Below are 18,934 nucleotides of genomic sequence, written 5' to 3' on the forward strand. Positions count from 1 at the left end.
GCAGATTAACTTTAGTGGGGGGATAGCCAATTTCTTACAGTTGTGTCAGTCAGTTGTGATTGAAACTGCTGACGGGATAAACAAGCGCCCGGATAACTCCGGGCGCAGGCAGAAAAAGAGCTCGGCGTTGCCAAATTATTGGGCGGGTTTCTCCTTGGCGGTAGCGCTTGAGTCCGGTGCCGTGGAATCGACGGTTATCTGCGGTACCTGCTCTTCAATCAGCTCTCTCAAGGTGGGATAGAACTTGAGCACACCTTCGATAGGCTGAACCTTGGCCTTGGCCAGTGTTCTAATGGGCTGGAACTGCAGATCGGCAACCAGCAGACGGGTATTGTTGCTCTGGCATTTGCGTATCAATTTGTTCAACGCAGCCATACCACCGGCATCGAGAATGGACACCCCATCCATATAGAGCACTATGACTTGCTTATCCTGGGTCATCTGCGCGATTTCGGCGAAAATGCGCTCAGCGGCGGCAAAAAACAGTGGCCCGTTGATCTTCAGTACTACCCAGTCGTCCGGTAGTGGCCGGTCGATGTAGCGCTTATTGTTGCTGATATCGTAGAGACGGGTCATCTCGGCGATCTCTTTCATAAACAGTAGGGCCGCCAGCATGATCCCGAAGGAGATGGCGATCACCATATCGAACACCACTGTCAGGAAAAAGCAGCTTAAGAATACCCAGATATCGCTGCGCGGCGCGGTTTTCAGCAGTTGCCAGGCCTTGGGGGCTTCGCTCATGTTCCAGGCTACAACCAGCAGCAAGGCCGCCATGGCAGCCATCGGCAGGAAGGACAGTAAGCCGGCCAGTGCCACCAGCCCCAGGAGTACCACCAGGGAGTGGATAATCGCCGATACCGGGCTAAAGGCACCGGCCTTGACGTTGGCCGCGCTGCGGGCAATGGCAGCTGTAGCCGTGATACCGCCAAAGAATGGGGCCACTATATTACCTATCCCCTGGCCAAGCAGTTCGCTGTTGGCGCTGTGACGCTTGCCTGTCATGCCATCGAGCACTACGGCGCAAAGCAGGGATTCGATGGCGCCCAACATGGCGATGGCAAAGGCAGCCGGAGCCAAGGCTTTAATCATCTGCCAGGAAAGCCCCAGAGGTTCGCTATCCGGCCCAGGCTGCAACCAAGGCCACTCAAAGCTCGGCAGGAAGGGGGGAATACCATTGCCCTGGCTACCATCTGGCAACAGATAATGGAAGCGGCTGCCTATGGTTTCTACTTCAAGCCCCAAACTGCCGAGCAGCAAAGCCAGTAGACTGCCGACAATGATAGCCGGCAGATGCGCCGGCACCGGCAATTTCAGTTTTGGCCACAGCAGCATGACAGCCAGAGTGACCAATGCCACCACTAAGCTGGGAAAATCGGTTTGTGGCAGCGCCAGTGCCAGCACCTGCAGTTTTTCACCGAACTGCTCCGGCATGCTGTCTATGGGCAGACCGAAGAAGTCTTTCAGCTGCAAAACTGCGATGACCACACCTATCCCGGCGGTAAAGCCCAGCGTCACCGACTGGGGAATATATTGGATCAGGCGACCAAGGCGCAGCAGCGCCATGGCTATCAGGATAACGCCTGACATCATCCCCGCCATCAACAGGCCGGCGAGGCCAAACTCCTGGGCTATGGGATAGAGCAGCACCACAAAGGCGGCGGTCGGGCCAGAGATTGAGTAGCGTGAGCCGCCGGTGATGGCGATGATAAAGCCGGCTATGATAGCGGTGTAGAGACCATATTGAGGGGCTACGCCACTGGCGATAGCCAATGCCATGGCCAACGGAATGGCGATAATCCCCACAGTGACCCCGGCCATCAGATCCTGGCCAAAGTGCTTTCCACTATAGCCTTCCTTGGCGATGACTTCACGCAGGGCATGGCCCAGGCGCAAAGAAAAGAGTTGGGTTCTGAAATTGCTTATGTGAGGCACGTCGACAGGGCTCCAGAAAATCGAACCGGATTGTGACCGGGAAAAAGAGCCGCTATTTTAGGCTTCTACAAATCCGCCTTGTGTGATGTGTAGCTCAAAAGCTAAATTTTAAGCTTTTTTTTGAGTTAAAAGTGTGTTTGGTCGAAGAGGTTGTGCTTCTCACGTTTCCCCGTCTCTTTTTCTCTGCCTTGGTCGCTTGGTGTTTCTCCGCCATCATCCAACAGCGCTTTGGCTTATTGGCAAGATTTATTGGGGGCTCAATAACCCTTTTGCTTCTGCTGCCCGTTTGCAATAACAACAGCCGAATATGGAGAAATGTTATGAAGGCGATAATGTTGCCTGGCAAGTGCAAGGTAAATCAGAAAGGGAAGATAAGGATAAATCAAAGCGCCGCCATTGCCGGGCGCCGGTATCATCTTAGCCTGTTGGCCATCTTAGTTGGCAGTTTGGGGGTGGCCGCTTGCCAGCCACAGCAGTCCCATGAGCCACCCAAGGTCGCCAATCAAGCGAGCGAGGCTCAATTCCCTGAGGTTGAAACAGAGGTACTGCCAAGCAAAGACCCCGGGCAGGATATGGCGAACGCTGTCACCCATGCGCAAGCCCAGAAGTTAGCCATCAGCGCCGCTGCATCGCCGCGGGCTTTGTACAAGCCGAGTGTCCAGCCAAGAAGCTTGAGCGTGCCCTCTGAATTGACTCTGGCGGATGTGAATTATCCCAGCGCCACAGTGCTTGCCAATGGCTCGGAGGTGTATATCGCCAACGGCATCATGGTGGCGGGCGAAACGCCGTTATCGACCTTTTCCGTCGACGTGGACAGCGGCAGTTACAGCCTGATGCGGCGCAGTATCAACCTGGGAACATTGCCCCCCAAAGGCACGGTGAGAGTCGAGGAGTTGATTAACTATTTCGACTACAACTACCCACAGCCGGACAAAGGCGAGCCTTTCTCCGTCAGTACTGAGCTGGCACCGTCACCTTACAATGAAGGCAAGATGCTGCTGCGTATCGGGCTTAAGGGCTATGAAGTGCCGGCCAGTCAGATAGGCGCCGCCAACCTGGTGTTCTTGCTGGATGTTTCCGGCTCCATGTCATCGCAGGACAAGTTGCCGCTGCTGAAATCGGCCATCAAAATGCTCTGCGATACGCTCACCTCACAGGACAAGGTGTCGATAGTCGTCTACGCCGGTGAGGCCGGCGTAGTACTGGACGGTATCAATGGCGCCGATAGCGAGAGCTTAGACGCCGCTTTGGCTGAGCTTAAGGCCGCCGGTGGCACCAACGGCGGTGAAGGCATCCAAACAGCTTACCGTTTGGCCCGCAAGCACTTTATCAGTGGCGGGGTAAATCGGGTTCTGCTGGCCACCGACGGCGACTTCAATGTGGGCCTTACCAGCAAGCAGGAGCTGCTGGCGCTGGTTGAACAACAAAAGCAGCAGGGGATTGGCCTGACGACTCTGGGGTTTGGCCTAGGCAACTACCGCGACAGTATGTTGGAGCAGTTGGCGGATAAGGGTAATGGCCAATACGCTTATATCGATACCCTGAACGAGGCTCGTAAAATCCTGGTGGAGCAGCGTAGCGGCACCCTGCTGACCATAGCGTCGGATGTCAAAGTGCAGCTCGAGTTCAACCCGGCGCTGGTGGCCGAGTATCGCCTCATCGGCTATGAAAACCGCGCCCTCAAGCGGGAGGATTTCAACAACGATAAGGTCGACGCCGCCGAAATGGGCGCAGGGCATGTGGTGACGGCCCTGTATGAGCTCAGCCTTACGAATTCAAATAATCTGGCCAACGATGCATTGCGCTATGGTCGCGACCCTGTCAGCGGCAAGGAAAAATATAGCCGTGAAGAGCTTGGCTATCTGAAACTGCGAGCTAAACCACCCTTGAGTGACAGCAGCAAAGACAGCAAGAGTCAGCTTTATACTCATGCCATTCGCCTGGACTCGGCCCAAAAGTCGCTTGCGCTCGCCAGTGATGATCTGCGCTTTGCCGCGGCGGTAGCCGGGCTTGGGCAACTGCTTAACGGCTCAGTGTATCTGCATGGCTTTGACTGGCGCCGGGTCGCCGAGCTTGCCGATTCGGCCAAGGGCGAGGACCCATACGGTTATCGACATGAGTTTGTCAGCCTGGCTCGCAGCGCTGCACTCTTGGCCGAGCAAGGCGCGCTTAAACCCGGACGCAAAACCGTGGCAGATAAACTCAGCGCCGAACCTATGTCCGAACCCATGCTTGAACTTATGCCAGCCGCCGGATTTAAGCCGCTGGAATAGGGGCATAGGCAAAACTGAGACCCAGAGTCACGCCATTGGGGTTTACAGTCCAATGGCGTGGGGGCAAACTCTCATCCCAATAGCCAATATATAGGCCCGGCCAGGGGAGAGAGAATTTGGAACAGCAAAGGCAAACGGGATTGCCAAGTGGAGAGGATGAGACCTGGATGCTGGCTTATGCCGCCGGAGATGCCCAGGCCTTTGAGCGCCTCTATCTTAAACACAAGGGCGGACTCTATCGGTATTTTGTCCGCCAGTTAAGCGATATGACCTTGGCTGAAGACTTGTATCAGGAAACCTGGAGCCGGGTGATCAAGGCGGCGCAGAGTTATCAACCCAGCGCCAAGTTTACCACCTGGTTGTACCGGATAGCCCACAACCTGCTGATTGACCATGTGCGGGCGGTCAAACCGGTCGACAGTCTCAGCATAGATGGGGATGAGCCTGATGCGCAGGCCAATCTGCTGGGCCCACAAACCGCCGAGCCGGATAGCGAGCTGCTGCGAAGTCGTCAGGTCGCCTGGCTCAAGGAGTGCATCGGCCTCTTGCCCCAGGTGCAGAAGGAAGCCTTCTTGCTGAATCAGGAGTCCGGGCTGACGGCGCAACTGATCAGCGAAGTGGCCGGGGCGACGCTGGAGGCCACCAAGAGCCGGATACGTTATGCCTATCAGAGCCTGCGTGACTGTTTGGGGCGCAAGACCCAGGAGAGCATTGAATGACAGAGAACAAACGCGATGATGCTGCCACGCCAGAGTCGCAGATAGATGCGCTCTATCGTGAAGGTGCTGTCGAGCAGCCGCCACAGACCTTGGATCAGCAAATTCTGCAGCAGGCGAGGGACAACTGCCGCCAAGCACCAGAGGTGATCCGTCCGGCGCCCGGATTCTGGCAAAAGCACAGATATGGCCTATCCGCCGCGGCTTCTGTGATGCTGGTGGCAGGGCTGTTTATTCTGAATCCCGAACTGCGAAACTCATCGACGCCGCAGCTTAGTGCTCCAGCCAGTTTGGAAATCAGCCCGCAGGTCGATAGCGCTGAAGATGCGGCGCAGCCCGCCAGGCTGCAACCTATGGCGGCGCCGCAGCCCATGGCTGCCAAGCGAGCGGCACCTCAGGAACAAGCTGTTCAGCAACAGGATATGCCTCCTCAAGAAAGTGCTGCAAAGAATCGCGCCGTGGCAGAGGACACTGTGCAGCAAAGAGCGAGAATGGCCCCCAGGCAGCAACAAGCTCTGACTGCGTTGCCAAGGGATATCGACGGCCGTTTGGATCTGCTGACAAGTGCCATCGAAGTCGGTGAACTTGAGCAGGCGGCAGTGCTGGTGCGAGGCATAGCCGCAGATTATCAACTGACGCTGCCGGATACCTTGGCCAAGAGCTTGAGCCCAAACGAATCGGCCCAGCTGCAACTGAAGCAACAGTCCTTTATCCATCAGGATACGGCGCCCGAGAATGCGCAAGTGCTTAATAAGGAGCAGAGCGAGCGCTGGCAAGCCTTGCTTGAGCGTCTCGAGCAGAGTCTCGAAGCCAAAGAGAATCACTGAGACTAAGGACTGAGCTTAAAAGAGTTATCGGGAAGCCCATCAGTTTCAATCCATCACGGGGCAGGGAGCCTGCCCCTCGGGAATCCCCAGATAATTCCCTTTTTATTCAATTCAGTAGACACGCATGGTGTTGATTGATCTAATTGATTTCGCCAAAAAACTACCAGATCCAACACCATGCGTGATGTCCATATCTTACACGATTTACTCAAAAAGCAATGCCCGCAAATACATCAAAAACGGCTTAATTCTCTGATGGTTGCTACAGAAGCGTTACTTGATGGCAATCAGTTGTCACTGACTCAGCTTGGTCGCAATATCTCTGGTGCGGTCGCGCCAAAGCACAACATCAAACGGATAGACAGGCTACTCGGCAACCCGCATCTACACTCTGATAAATTCGCTATTTATCAATGGCATGCCAAGTTACTCTGTGCTGCTAATCCCATGCCGGTAATCCTCATTGATTGGTCTGATGTCCGTGAACAATTGCGGATGATGACATTGCGAGCCTCTGTCAGTGTGCAAGGGCGCTCGGTTACCCTGTATGAGTGTACTTTCAAGTTTGCCGACTACAATGCTCCACGCAGTCATAACGCCTTCTTGGCGGAGTTGGCACAGGTGCTGCCGTCCCATGTGTGTCCACTGATTGTCACCGATGCGGGTTACCGCAATACCTGGTTTCGGGAGGTGGAACGATATGGTTGGTTTTGGCTTGGCCGTGTCCGAGGGGATGTCGGCTTTCTCCAGACCAATTATGCCCAATGGCAGTCGAATAAGTCGCTTTATCCCTCCGCCACGGCGAAAGCCCGGCATATTGGTTACGTAAAGCTGGGACGAAAATCTCCTATGTGCTGTCATTTACATCTGTACAAGGCTGCGCCGAAATATCGAGCCGACAAGCGGTCATCCAAAGCAGGACGCAATCATACGGCACAACAAAGTTACCGTCTTGGCAGTAAGGAGCCCTGGTTACTGGCAACCAACTTGCCTACGGAGGTCTTCTCGTCAACACAGGTGGTCAAACTTTATGCCAGACGGATGCAGATAGAAGAAACCTTTCGTGACCTCAAAAGTCCCCAATACGGCATGGGACTCAGGCAAAGCCGCAGTCGTTGTCCACGCCGTTATGATGTGTTGTTGCTGATAGCTTTGTTGGCAGAAATCCTGCTTTGGTGCATCGGTCTGGCTGCCAGGCATCTGGGATGGCAGCGGAGGTTTCAAGCCAATACGATACGTGACAGAAACGTGCTATCTGTGCTCCGGCTCGGCAAAGAAGTGAGACGACGTCCGGAATACTCAATCAAAGAATCGCATTTTCGCTGGGCTTGGGGTGAATTTCTTAAACTGGTTAACACCTCTGGGAGGCCCGAGTTATGAGGGGATCCTCCAGAGCCTGCCCTCATTTTAATAACAGGAGTTTTTATGTTGACCGCCGATGATGTTATCCAGGCACTCGAGCTTGAGCCCCATGTTGAGGGCGGGTATTTCGGTCGTTCATTCGTCTCGGACAGCCGGTTTGATGACAGCCGTAACCTGTGGACCAGCATCTACTTTATGCTCAAGACGGGTGAAGTGTCCCACCTGCATCAACTGACAGCCGATGAGATGTGGTATTTCCACAGCGGTGAGTCGCTGACCATCTATATGATCTCCGAGCAGGGTGAACTGACCGAGGCGCAACTCGGGATGGACTTGGCCAAAGGTGAGCGGCCACAGGTCTTGGTGCCCAAAGGCACTATTTTTGGTTCGGCAATGAATAACCCGGGCTATTCGCTGGTAGGTTTTATGGTGGCACCTGGCTTTACCTTCGATGACTTCAAGCTGTTCGGCCGTGATGAACTGCTTGAGCGTTTCCCTGAGCATCAGGCGTTGATAAACCGCCTGACCCGCTAGCGGGCGTTACAAGGTTAAGCTTATTTTGAGCCGTCACTTTTAAACCGCTATTTTTAAACCGCCAAATCCCCTGGGGCAGGTGTCAACCTGCTCCCTGTCATCTTGCGCCTATACTTGAAACATGAGTTGCAGCATAAGTGCTACATGCCCATTGCATAGGTGCTGACTCAAACCTATGTATCTATGGTCATCACTTGTATCTACGGTCGTCACTGTTCGGCTCAAAGGCTTGGACCGACTCAAGTGCTTGGATTGTCCGAAGGGGGTCTGCGTGCGCTGTCTGTGTTGTCTGCTGTTGTTGCTGTTTGCCCTCCCGACATGGGCTAAAGAGTGCCAGCAAGGCCTGACACTGGCCTACAATGATTGGCCTCCTTACGCCTGGACAGACGCTTTTGGCCAGCCGCAGGGACTGGACATTGAGGCCAGCCGTTTGATCAGCGGCAAGGTGGGGTGTCCGCTGAGTATAGAGGCGATACCGGCCAAGCGGGCACATCAGATGTTGAAATCCGGCCGTATTGATCTGCTTGCCGGGGCCACCAAATTGCCACAGCGGCAGCTTTATGCTCACTTCAGCCTGGCTTATCGCAGTGAAGAGGTGCGTATCTTCGTCAAACAGGGGCACCAAGCCGTCACCCAGGTGCGGCAATGGCAGGACGTATTCTCACAAAGGCTCAGGCTTATTCTGCCCGGTAACGGCTGGTATGGCGCCGACTATCAGGCATCCAAGCAACGTTTGAGTCAGGCTTCGCTGTTAATCATCAGCCCCAACGCTTCCCAGGCGGTACAGATGTTGGCCTACGACAGGGGCGATGCAGTAGTGGGTGACTCCCTCTCAGTGCCTTTTATTGCCGGTGAGCAGGAAAAACTGCGGTTGGAGGCGCTGCAACTTGTGTTGGCGCAGGACGGGATCCATCTAATGTTGAGCAAGGTCTCGGTTGATGAAACCTTGCTCGAGCGTTTCAATCTGGCCATTGAGGCACTGGAGGCCGATGGCTCTCTGCCGGCGCTGCGGCGTAAGTGGCAGCAGATCTCCTACGCCAGACTCAGCCTGACGCCGAGCGTCGAGAGCGATCTTCATTTTGGGGATTATCCCCGGGCCCCTTGATGTTGGCTCTTCCCGGAAAAGACAGCGCCATGGAACCCGGGAGTAACAGCAAACAACCCAGGCTGTATGCAAGCAGATCCAGCCAGTCGAAGTGGCTGCCGATAACGATTCGTGCCAGGCGAATATGGCCCAGTCCCAGCTTATCCACTAAGCCAAAGGCCTGGCCAAACTCTATGGCGAAGGCAAATGCCAGTACCAAGGGAAGCAGCAGCCGACTTGCCCAGGGGCTCACGGTTTTAAGGGCGAAAAACATCAATATCACTACCAGCAGATCGCCGATAAACCCGCGGATGAAGCCGGGCGGGGCGTAGCGGGCTATCAATACTTCAATACCGAACAATAAAACTGTGGCCAAGGCAAAATGCCAGCGCTTCAAACCATCGAACCAGGGCACAGGTTTCATTGGGGCTCTCCCGTCAGCAAGTCGGCGTTTTGCTCGGCAAAAAGGTGCATCTGCTCCAGCAGCGGCAACAGTGCCATTCCAAGCGCGCTGAGACGATAGTCGACTCTGGGTGGCACTTCAGGGTAGAGAGTACGGGTAAGTACGCCGTCTTGCTCCAGCTCCTTTAGCTGAGCGGTCAGCACTTTTTGACTGACACCGGGTAGATGCCGTTTTAGGTAGCTGAAGCGCTGTGGCTGCTGTTGCAGCAAGAACAGGATGGCGGGCTTCCATTTGCCGCAGATCAGCCGCAGAACCTGATAGGCCGGGCAGAGAGGGGCTTGCTGATTGAGTGTCATAAGGCTGGGCGCAAGTTACTTTGGGGTAACTATGCCACCAATTTGTGCCTCCTTGTAGCGAACGCGCAGCAGTTTTATGATTTTATCAGGAAGGTCCTCACGGCGCTCTCTTGAAAGAGAGCGGCTAAGACAGTGACAGGCATTCAAGGCCTATGACTTGTTTGCATCTTCCCTGACATTAATCCGCAAACCAAGGGGAGGGTTGAATGACCACTCTATTGCAAATTGATTTTGAATTTCCCGCCGAAATGATGGGCGATGCCCTGACTGAGCAGGCCAAACCTCTGGCCGAGTCCATTACCCGGGAGCCGGGTTTCATTGCCAAAATCTGGACCGAAAACCCACGCAGCGGCGAGGCCGGTGGCATTTATCTGTTTGAAGATGAAGCCAGCGCCGAAGCTTACGCCTGCATGCACTCACAACGAGTGGCGGCCATGGGCGCCCACAACATACGCATAAGGCTGTTCGATGTGAATGAATCCTTGAGCAAAATTACCCACGGCTGGCCGCTATCAGTTTGATTTTTCAGTATGCCTGCCGACACATTTGCTAAAACTTCTGTCGTCGGCAACAGCTGAATCCCGCTGCTTTCTCTGCTAACTTGTTGGACTCGCAAAACCGCGCTAACAGACTAATAACAGAGATAGAGGCATTCATGAAACTTCGTCACTCCGTGGCCTGCTGTATGCTGGCATTGGGAACTTTGGGCAGTGCAGCCGCCTACGCCGCAGAAGCGGGCCAAGGCTATTACCGTTCGCCAGCGATTCATGACAACACCCTGGTGTTTACTGCCGAAGGGGATATCTGGACTCAGAAGCTCGGGCAGGACAAGGCCGCCCGTTTGACCAGCCTGCCTGCCGAAGAGTTGAATGCCAAGATCTCTGCCGATGGAAAATCGCTGGCGTTTACCGCCAACTATGACGGTGCCCAGGAAGTCTATGTGATCCCCATGAGCGGCGGAATAGCCAAGCGCGTCAGCTTCGAAAACAGCCAGGTACGGCTGCAGGGCTGGACCGCAAATGGCGAAATTCTCTATGCCACAGACAATGCCCAAGGGCCGGCGAATTACTGGGTGCTGCGTTCGGTAAACCCGGATACCCTGACAACCCGTGATCTGCCGCTGGCCGATGCCATAGAAGGCGTGGTTGACCCACAAGGCGAGTATGTCTACTTCACCCGCTTTGGGCTGCAAACCACAGGGGATAATGCCAAGGTGTACCGCGGCGGTGCCATGGGCGAACTGTGGCGTTATCAACTGGGGCAGGACAAAGAGGCCGTGCGGCTGGGCAAAGATCATCAGGGCTCGCTGCGTCATCCCATGCTGTGGCAGGGGCGGGTCTATTTTGTCTCGGATGCCGATGGCAATGCCAACATCTGGTCTATGGCCAGCGATGGCTCAGATCTTAAACAGTTGACTCAATATCGTGATTTCGAAGTGCGCACCCCCTATCTGGACGGCGGCCGCATAGTGTTCCAGCTGGGCGCCGATATTCACCTGTGGGACCTGGCTTCCGGGCAGGAGCAGAAGCTGGATCTGCGTCTGGCCTCCGACTTCCCCGAGCGGCGTGAACATTGGGTTAAAGATCCGCTCGATTTTGCCACCAGTGCCAGGCTGGCCCCGGCAGGTGACAAGGTGGTCATCACTGCCCGCAGCCATGTGGCGCTGGCGACTACAGATGGTTCCCGCCTGGTAGAGCTGGACTCGGACGGCAAGCATAGAATGCGCAATGCACTGATGAGTCATGACGGCCGTTGGGTCTATGCCATCTCGGATGCTTCCGGTGAGCAAGAGATCTGGCGTTATCCCGCCGATGGCAGCGCTGGCGCCAAGCAGCTGACCCAAGATGGCAACACATTGAGAATGAGCCTGGAGCTGTCGCCCAATGGGCGTTATTTGGCACATGATGATTATGCCGGTAATTTATGGCTGCTGGATCTCAAAGACGGCAGTAACAAGAAGATAGTGACCAACAACGAAGGTCTTGGCCCCTATGCCGATATCCGTTGGTCGCCGGATAGCCGCTTCCTGGCCTTGACTCGCTCGGAAGTCGGTGCCCAACGAAGCCAAGTGATGCTTTACTCGCTGGAATCCGCCAAGGGCGATATGCTGACCAGCGACAAATACGAGTCTTTCTCGCCCAGTTTCAGCCCGGATGGTCAGTGGCTCTATTTCCTGTCAAACCGCGAGTTCCAGGCCACCCCTTCTTCGCCTTGGGGCGATCGCAACATGGGCCCCGTATTTGACAAGCGTAGCCAAATATTTGCCCTGGCATTGAGTCAGGATGCCCGTTTCCCATTCCAACGTCCCAACGAGCTGCAAGGCGTTGCTGCCGGTGATGAAAAGGCCGCTGACGATAAGCTGAAAGTGGATTGGAAAGGCCTGAAGTCGCGGCTGTGGCAAGTCCCCATCGAGGCGGGCAACTACCAGAAACTGCAGGTATTGGGCCCGGGTCTCTATCTGCTCGATAGGGATATCACAGGCAAACAGTCGGCGCTCAAGCTGGTGAAGTTTGACCCTTTGAGCCCCAAGTTGGAAACCTTCGCTGATGATGTGCGCGATTATCAACTCTCGGCCGATCAGAGCAAGGTATTGCTGCGTAAGCAGAGCAATCCCAAAGAGATGGTGATAGTGCCAGTGGGTGACAAACTGCCGGGCGATCTCAGCAATGCCGTGGTGCAAACATCCCAGTGGCAACTTGCCATTCAACCGCGTCAGGAGTGGCAGCAGATCTTTGAAGATGCCTGGCTGATGCACAGAGACTCCTTTTTCGACAAGAAGATGCGCGGTGTCGATTGGCAAGCCGCCAAGGCCAAATATCAGCCATTGCTGGACCGGCTCACCGACAGACATGAGCTGAATGACATCTTCACTCAGATGATGGGTGAACTGGATGCGCTGCACTCTCAAGTGCGCGGCGGTGACTTTGCCAAGGATCCCGACATGCCCAAGGCCGCCGAGCTGGGTGCACGTCTGAGTCAGGTGAAAGATGGTGTCAAGGTCAGTCATATCTATCGCACCGACCCTGAACTGCCGATGCAGGCCTCACCGCTGGCGCGCCCCGGGGTCGATGTCCGTGATGGCGACATCATCATCCATATCAATGGCCGTAAGTTGGCTACCCTGGCGCAGCTCACCTCCATGCTGCGTAATCAGGCCGACAAACAGGTGCTTTTGGGACTCAAGCGCGGCAGCAAGCAGCACAAGGTAATAGTGCAGGCTATCAGCAACCGTGACAATGCCAAACTCAGGTATCTCGATTGGGTCAATGCCAATGCCGATAAGGTGGCCAAGGCCAGCGATGGCAAGATAGGTTATCTGCATCTGTATGCCATGGGCAGTGGTGATATTGAGAGCTTTGCCCGCGAGTTTTACGCCAACTACAACAAGGATGGCCTGGTTATCGATGTGCGCCGCAATCGTGGCGGTAATATCGACAGCTGGATCATTGAAAAGCTGCTGCGTAAGGCATGGGCCTTCTGGCAACCTACAACAGGCGCGCCTTATGTCAACATGCAACAGACGTTCCGCGGCCACCTGGTGGTACTGACGGATCAGTTGACCTATTCCGATGGTGAAACCTTCTCCGCCGGCATAAAGGCGCTGGGACTGGCGCCCTTGGTGGGTAAACAGACGGCGGGTGCCGGGGTTTGGCTCTCGGGGCGCAACAGCCTCACCGATTGGGGCATGGCTCGGGTTGCCGAGTATCCTCAGTATGCCATCGATGGTCGCTGGGTGCTTGAAGGCCGAGGTGTCAGCCCGGATATCGAGGTAGACAACCTGCCGCTGGCAACCTTCAAAGGCAAAGACGCCCAGCTCGAGCGGGCTATCAGTTATCTCAAGGATGAACTGGTACGCGAACCCATACCGGCATTGAATGCTCGCCCCATGCCTCCCAAGGGTGAAGCGGACGATATTAAGTAAGCAGTGATAAAAAACAGGGGATGCATTTTGCATCCCCTGTGCAGGTGTTAGGGTGTTATCGGCCAAGTGGTTCCCAGGCCGGTAGCACCCGTTTTTATTGCTCAGAAATTAATTTCCACTTCGGTATCGGCCGCCAGTGAGTTGGCGATAAAGCAGTTGGCATGTGCCTTTTCGTGGATCTTTTCCAGTGTTTCCCTATCTATCTCAGTGCCTTCGGCAAAAGTGACTTCAGGGTTGAGGCTCATACGGGTCACGGCAATTTTGCCAGACTCCTTTTTGCCGATTTCTGCGGTGGCGTTATCCCGGTAACTCTCTACCGGTAAGCGCTTCAAGTGAGCTATGGTCAGGAAGGTCAGCATATGGCAGGACGACAATGCCGCCAGCAGGCTCTCTTCCGGATTGACCTTGGCCTCATTGCCTTTGTATTCGGGGGCTGCTGATGCCAGCAGTTGTTGGCCTGTACCAAAGTCTATTTGATGATCGCGATTGAACTCTCCCTCGGGCGCCGGGCTGGTTTGCCAGGATACGGTCAGATGAAAACTCAATTGGATGCTCCTTGAGACGGTTTGCAAAGTAGCGGCCACTATAGCCTATTTGCCAAACCCTTGTCTGCCACAGGTCATCACGATTCCACCCGGCTCGATTTTTCTCAGTAAACCCAAGAGCTGTTTTTATTAACTAATTGTTTTAAATTGAATATTTGTATTTTTTAACTTTAATGCTTTGGTCTTATCTCTTTGGTCATTCCACCTACTTTAGTCTTGCATCTGTCGTCTGGCGGCGCTATAACAACAGCGTGTGTAAACACAATGTTTCAAATGCTAATAAAAATGATATTTCGAGATGGATCGAAATACTGATCAAAGACAAATTGCAGGAGAACATTATGCAGGCATTTTACAAGCCCCTCGCGGCAGCGGTTACCCTGGCGCTGTGCGTTGGTGCACAGGCTGCAGACAACGAACGTTACATCGTTAAGTTCAAGGAGGGGAAAGGCCCCGGCACTATGGCGCAGATGAAGGCCATGGGCGCCAAAATGGAACTGGATCTGTCGGCCCACAACGCCGCCGCCTTTTCCATCCCGGCTCAGGCTCTCAAGGGCCTGGCCAACAATCCCAACGTGGAATATGTCGAAGCGGATGTGAAACGTTTCCCGCTTTCACAGGTAGTGCCTTACGGTATTCCCATGGTACAGGCCGACCAACTCAGTGACGCCCAGACCGGTAATATGAAGGTTTGTATCATAGACTCAGGTTACCAGTTGGCCCATGAAGATCTGTCGGGCAACAATGTCGATGGCACCAATGACCCCGGTACCGGCAACTGGTACACAGATGAAAACCATCATGGTACCCATGTGGCCGGGACGATTGCCGCACTCAACAATGGGGTTGGTGTGGTTGGCGTAAACCCCAACGGCAATCTTAACTTGCACATTATCAAGGTGTTTAATGCCGATGGCTGGGGCTACTCATCCAACCTGGTTGCCGCACTGGACAAGTGTGAGCAGGCCGGCGCCAAGGTAATCAACATGAGCCTGGGTGGCAGCTTGAAGAGCCGCACCGAGGACAGCGCCTTTGCTGCCGCCGACAGCCGCGGCATTCTGAGTATTGCCGCCGCCGGTAACGACGGTAATACCCGTCACTCTTATCCGGCATCTTATAACTCTGTGGTGTCGGTTGCCGCAGTGGATGCCAACAAGCAGCATGCGGATTTCTCACAACGTACCAGTCAGGTTGAACTCTCAGGCCCGGGTGTCGGCGTGCTTTCCTCCGTGCCTATGGGCACTGCGCTGGTGGCTGCGGCCACAGTGGCCGGTAATGGTTACGAAGCCATAGGAATGGAAGGCTCACCTACAGGTAGCGCCGCCGGTACTCTGGCGGACTGCGGCACAGGTGAGAGCCAGTGTGATGCCGCCGGTAAGGTGTGTTTAATTCAACGCGGTAATATCGCCTTCTCCGACAAGGTGCTCGCCTGTGAAAATGGCGGTGGTGTTGCGGCCATTATCTACAACAATGAGCCGGGGGCCTTAAACGGGACTCTGGGTGAGGTGGTTACCGCCATTCCGTCTGTGGGGGTGAGTGATACTGATGGTGCGGCCATGTTGGCGGCAGTTGGCAGCAATGCCAGCGTTGATATCGGCGCGGGTAACTATGCTTACTTCGACGGTACTTCGATGGCGACACCTCATGTGGCAGGGGTTGCTGCCTTGGTGTGGAGTCATTTCCCTCAGTGCAGCAACAGTGACATTCGTGCGGCATTGCGTGCCACCGCCGAAGATCTCGGTGCTGCCGGCCGTGATGATGAGACAGGTTATGGTCTGGTGCAGGCCAAGGATGCAGTGGATTACCTGACCGCCAACGGTTGCTCAGGCGGTGGTACCGGCGGTGGCGGTGACACTGGTGGTTGTAAGGGCAAAGGCTGTAAGAGCCCTAAAAATCCTCGCTGATTGCTGGATCTATTTTGAGATACGCACGAAAAAGCGCTGCAGTTGCAGCGCTTTTTCATGGCAGAGTTTGAGCCAAAATTGGTTAGATAAACCAACCCACAACAAAAACAACCGGCGCCAACATAAGCGCTTTAGGCAGACTGCGACCGAGATAGCTGAGCTGCAAAACCACAGGCAGGGCAGCCAGCGTCATCAGGCCGAAAAACAGTATGCTGCCATAACCCCAGCCATACCCCATGCCACAAAGCACAAAGCTTGCCAGCAGGGCCAACCAACCGCCCGCATACAGCAGGCGGCTTTCCAGAGTTTTGGGAGCGCGCCCCATGGCCTCACGGAAATGACCAAACATGGACATGGCCAGCAGACCAAAGGCGAGATAAGTCAACGCAATAAGTGCAATCATCATCCGCGCACCGCCTGAAGTTTTTGGGCCTTGGCCGTTTGTTTCATTGGCTGCCTCCCCAAACGCTTGAAGGCAAATAAGCCAAGGGCTGCGAAGGCCAGCGCCAGCAGATCAAATCCCGCCAATTGCAACTGACCGGCCGCGAGGTTGCTCAGCAGGTTGGCTGGTGAGGTCAGGGCGTTCAGCAGCGGCAAGAACGCCAGTGCAGCTGTCAGCGCCGCCAGTTGAGCGCGCCACATGGCTCTGTCTCTGCGCCAGATAGCCAGCAAGCCGCTGATCAGCAGCAGAATAAAGAAGCTGTGAACCTCCCATTGACTGCGGCCAGGCAAAGAGGCAGGCAGCAGGCGATTGGCATAGAAAAAGGCCACTGTACCCAAGGGCAGACCGAGGATAAACATCAGGTTCAGCGTTTCCACCAGGCGCAGATCCAGGCTGGGCTTGGCGCCCTGACTGATGGCTTTTTGTTGTTTCTGGCGAATCTTTACCGCCCACATCAAGGTGCCGCTGGCTATCATCACGCAGCCGCTCAGCCCCAGAAGGAAGAAGAGCCCCCGCAGTGCGGGGCCGGAGAAACGGGCTGTGTGCAAGGACATCATGGCGTCGTGAGTCGCCTTGGCGGCGCTGATGTCATTGTCTGTGCTGTAGAGGAGCTCGCCATCAGTACCGCTGAACACCATAAACAGCTCCCGTTCTGTGACTTGCTCGCCTGTGTTGAAAGTGACCACTACCCGGCTGTTGGCATCATCCGGGTTGATCACTGACACCGACTTGAGCGGCAGTTCGGCAAAGGTTTGCTGCACCTTGGGCAGGAAGCTTGCCAGTGGCAATTGAGGCACGGCTTCATTGGCGGCAGCTATGCGGGTAAAGCTGCTGCCGGGACGGGCTTCATTGATAAATTCCCGGCGGTCACTGTCATAGTTGACCAATATGCCCCAGGGCATATAGATGATCATCAGGGTGATAAGCCCGGTATAAGTGATCATCAGATGAAACGGCAGCGCCAGTACCGAACTGACATTATGGGCATCGAGCCAGGAACGGCTACCCTTGCCGGGACGGAAGCTGAAGAAGTCCTTGAAGATGCGCTTATGGATCACTATTCCTGAGATGATCGCCAGCAACATAAACATGGTGCAGAAACCGACAATCCAGCGTGCCGTGATGGCAGAGATATAGTGCAGATCGAAATGCAGGCGGTAAAAGAAGTTACCGCCGCGGCTCTCCCGCACTTCAGTCACATAGCCGCTGTTATCGGCCTTGACTAAATGTTCACTGAAGGCGCCACGGCGCTGCCCCGGCTCCGGCGGCTGTTGCCAGCCATAACTCAACATGGGGTGGCGCTCTGTGGGGAATTCAATCAGCCAGCGCTGGGCGTTGACCGCATTCTGCCTGAGATAATCCTCGCCCTGACTCAATTGCTCAGCAAGGCGGGTGTTATCGTAGGATTGGAACACCTCCTTGTGCAGCTCGGGCTGATTCCACAGGCTGATTTCATGGCGATAGTAGCTCAGGGTTCCGGCAAAAAACACCAGTAGCAGCACCCAACATACCAGCAGGCCCACCCAGGTGTGGAGCCAGGTCATGGTTCGGAAAAAACTGTCTTTCATCTCAAACCCCCAGCAGTTTCAGCATGCCAAACAAGGCGGCTGCCAGCAGCAGGAGTTCTTGCCAGGCCCGCAAACTGCGTTTGACGCAAAATACCCTGATAACCACCAGGGCGTAGATCAGAAAAGACAGCATCATGGCACTCACTGTACTGTCGATACGGCTCATAGGCAGGCTCACAGCCAACAGGGCACAGGCCAAAGACGCGATAAGATAACCGCCAACAATAGATGCCAGCGCCCGGCTGATAATGGTCAGGGCTTGGGGATAGCGCCTGGGAAACTGTAACAGAGATAGAGATTTCATGATTGCTGCGGATAGTCATTGACCACCAAGGGAAACAGATGCGCTGATTCTAGCTTAATAATAATTAATGATAAACATTACCATTCGTGTTTTACCTGTAAATAACGCCTGTATCGAACCGGCAGTTGACTTGATACAGAAGGGGCTGGCAATACTGAACTGAATTAAAACAGGCCAATGACCGGCGATAAAAACAGCACTAAACAGGGAACAAGATGGACTCTGGATTAATTTTGACCATACAAGAGCAGAATGAGGCACTGATCGAGCTTTATTTGAACATTGGCCCTTGTGTTTTACGCTGAAAGCCCCAAGCTCTATAAGTGAATCAGCAGAAAAAAGGAAAACCTATGAAAATTCAGCTTTCAGGTCATCATGTTGAAGTCACAGCAGCAGTACGTAGCCATATCGAAGAGAAGTTTTCCAAAATCGCCAAGCATTTCCCCAGCCTGTTAGGCTTGGACATCATCATTGCCAAAGAGCATGGCGTACATCAGGTTGATATTCGAACCAATTACGAGGGGGTGGCAGTCGCGGCCTCCGGCAAGAACGAAGTCATGTATCCGGCCATCGCCGAAGCAGGCAAAAAACTGGAAGCGGCGCTCAAGCACAGAAAGGGGCAACTCAAGGCCGATCTTCATGAAAAACCCGAGGTGACCACCCCGGAAATTGCCCACGAGATTATCCAGGAAATGGAACTGCGTTAATTCAAGTGCATTAACATTTACGTAGAAATAAAAAGGGACCATCTGGTCCCTTTTT

17 protein-coding genes are annotated in these 18,934 nt (G+C 54.5%); 10 read left to right on the plus strand and 7 right to left on the minus strand.

Annotated features, from left to right (window positions below; all coding sequences use genetic code 11):
- Positions 1-135: 135 nt before the first annotated feature.
- On the minus strand, positions 136-1,932 hold the full coding sequence (gene dauA / locus ACSHSR_RS07065) for a C4-dicarboxylic acid transporter DauA (RefSeq protein ID WP_479631374.1): 1,797 nt from the start codon (positions 1,930-1,932) through the stop codon (positions 136-138).
- A 320-nt stretch (positions 1,933-2,252) separates the two neighbouring features.
- Here dauA and ACSHSR_RS07070 point away from each other — a divergent pair, with 320 nt between their 5' ends.
- The 6 genes from ACSHSR_RS07070 to ACSHSR_RS07095 all read left to right on the plus strand — a co-directional run bounded on the left by ACSHSR_RS07070 (position 2,253) and on the right by ACSHSR_RS07095 (position 8,749).
- Positions 2,253-4,205, plus strand: a complete 1,953-nt coding sequence (locus ACSHSR_RS07070) for a vWA domain-containing protein (protein ID WP_243891922.1) — start codon at positions 2,253-2,255, stop codon at positions 4,203-4,205.
- Positions 4,206-4,372: 167 nt separating this feature from the next.
- Positions 4,373-4,924, plus strand: a complete 552-nt coding sequence (locus ACSHSR_RS07075) for a sigma-70 family RNA polymerase sigma factor (RefSeq protein WP_096142720.1) — start codon at positions 4,373-4,375, stop codon at positions 4,922-4,924.
- Complete coding sequence (locus ACSHSR_RS07080; RefSeq protein ID WP_208135943.1) at positions 4,921-5,748, plus strand: hypothetical protein; 828 nt, start codon at positions 4,921-4,923, stop codon at positions 5,746-5,748. The genes ACSHSR_RS07075 and ACSHSR_RS07080 overlap by 4 nt, the downstream gene beginning before the upstream one ends.
- A gap of 177 nt (positions 5,749-5,925) precedes the next feature.
- Complete coding sequence (locus tag ACSHSR_RS07085; protein ID WP_479631375.1) at positions 5,926-7,128, plus strand: IS4 family transposase; 1,203 nt, start codon at positions 5,926-5,928, stop codon at positions 7,126-7,128.
- Positions 7,129-7,173: 45 nt separating this feature from the next.
- Positions 7,174-7,644 carry a cupin domain-containing protein gene (locus ACSHSR_RS07090; protein ID WP_479631376.1) on the plus strand — a complete coding sequence of 157 codons (471 nt, stop codon included), beginning with the start codon at positions 7,174-7,176 and terminating at the stop codon, positions 7,642-7,644.
- Between the two features lie 271 nt (positions 7,645-7,915).
- Complete coding sequence (locus tag ACSHSR_RS07095; RefSeq protein WP_479631377.1) at positions 7,916-8,749, plus strand: substrate-binding periplasmic protein; 834 nt, start codon at positions 7,916-7,918, stop codon at positions 8,747-8,749.
- On the opposite strand, the gene ACSHSR_RS07100 is transcribed toward ACSHSR_RS07095, so the two are convergent.
- Together ACSHSR_RS07100 and ACSHSR_RS07105 are read right to left on the minus strand one after the other, a co-directional pair.
- Complete coding sequence (locus ACSHSR_RS07100; RefSeq protein WP_107005325.1) at positions 8,688-9,152, minus strand: ribosomal maturation YjgA family protein; 465 nt, start codon at positions 9,150-9,152, stop codon at positions 8,688-8,690. The two genes, ACSHSR_RS07095 and ACSHSR_RS07100, sit on opposite strands and share 62 nt — an antisense overlap.
- Positions 9,149-9,487, minus strand: coding sequence for a winged helix-turn-helix transcriptional regulator (locus ACSHSR_RS07105; RefSeq protein WP_071239225.1), 339 nt, complete (start codon positions 9,485-9,487; stop codon positions 9,149-9,151). Before ACSHSR_RS07105 ends, ACSHSR_RS07100 begins: the two co-directional genes overlap by 4 nt.
- Before the next feature lie 206 nt (positions 9,488-9,693).
- On the opposite strand from ACSHSR_RS07105, the gene ACSHSR_RS07110 reads away from it, so the two are divergent.
- Together ACSHSR_RS07110 and ACSHSR_RS07115 are read left to right on the plus strand one after the other, a co-directional pair.
- Positions 9,694-10,008: a monooxygenase gene (locus ACSHSR_RS07110; protein WP_025010933.1), complete on the plus strand. Its 315-nt coding sequence runs from the start codon at positions 9,694-9,696 to the stop codon at positions 10,006-10,008.
- A 134-nt stretch (positions 10,009-10,142) separates the two neighbouring features.
- Positions 10,143-13,409, plus strand: coding sequence for a S41 family peptidase (locus tag ACSHSR_RS07115; RefSeq protein WP_479631378.1), 3,267 nt, complete (start codon positions 10,143-10,145; stop codon positions 13,407-13,409).
- 101 nt (positions 13,410-13,510) lie between these two features.
- Here the strand turns inward: ACSHSR_RS07115 and ACSHSR_RS07120 are convergent, their stop codons facing one another.
- Complete coding sequence (locus tag ACSHSR_RS07120) at positions 13,511-13,954, minus strand: OsmC family protein (protein WP_028781544.1); 444 nt, start codon at positions 13,952-13,954, stop codon at positions 13,511-13,513.
- Positions 13,955-14,295: 341 nt separating this feature from the next.
- On the opposite strand from ACSHSR_RS07120, the gene ACSHSR_RS07125 reads away from it, so the two are divergent.
- Positions 14,296-15,858 (plus strand): S8 family serine peptidase, encoded by a 1,563-nt coding sequence (locus ACSHSR_RS07125; RefSeq protein WP_208190743.1) that lies wholly within the window; start codon positions 14,296-14,298, stop codon positions 15,856-15,858.
- A gap of 82 nt (positions 15,859-15,940) precedes the next feature.
- On the opposite strand, the gene ACSHSR_RS07130 is transcribed toward ACSHSR_RS07125, so the two are convergent.
- The 3 genes from ACSHSR_RS07130 to ACSHSR_RS07140 are packed head-to-tail and all read right to left on the minus strand — an operon-like array spanning position 15,941 to position 18,172.
- Positions 15,941-16,264 (minus strand): DUF3325 domain-containing protein, encoded by a 324-nt coding sequence (locus tag ACSHSR_RS07130; protein ID WP_044734831.1) that lies wholly within the window; start codon positions 16,262-16,264, stop codon positions 15,941-15,943.
- Positions 16,261-17,868, minus strand: a complete 1,608-nt coding sequence (locus tag ACSHSR_RS07135; RefSeq protein ID WP_159353012.1) for a PepSY-associated TM helix domain-containing protein — start codon at positions 17,866-17,868, stop codon at positions 16,261-16,263. The genes ACSHSR_RS07130 and ACSHSR_RS07135 overlap by 4 nt, the downstream gene beginning before the upstream one ends.
- Before the next feature lies 1 nt (position 17,869).
- Complete coding sequence (locus ACSHSR_RS07140) at positions 17,870-18,172, minus strand: DUF3649 domain-containing protein (RefSeq protein WP_028781547.1); 303 nt, start codon at positions 18,170-18,172, stop codon at positions 17,870-17,872.
- 350 nt (positions 18,173-18,522) lie between these two features.
- On the opposite strand from ACSHSR_RS07140, the gene hpf reads away from it, so the two are divergent.
- On the plus strand, positions 18,523-18,879 hold the full coding sequence (gene hpf, locus ACSHSR_RS07145) for a ribosome hibernation-promoting factor, HPF/YfiA family (RefSeq protein ID WP_025010928.1): 357 nt from the start codon (positions 18,523-18,525) through the stop codon (positions 18,877-18,879).
- Positions 18,880-18,934: the final 55 nt, after the last annotated feature.

This window comes from Shewanella sp. VK101 (assembly GCF_056497865.1).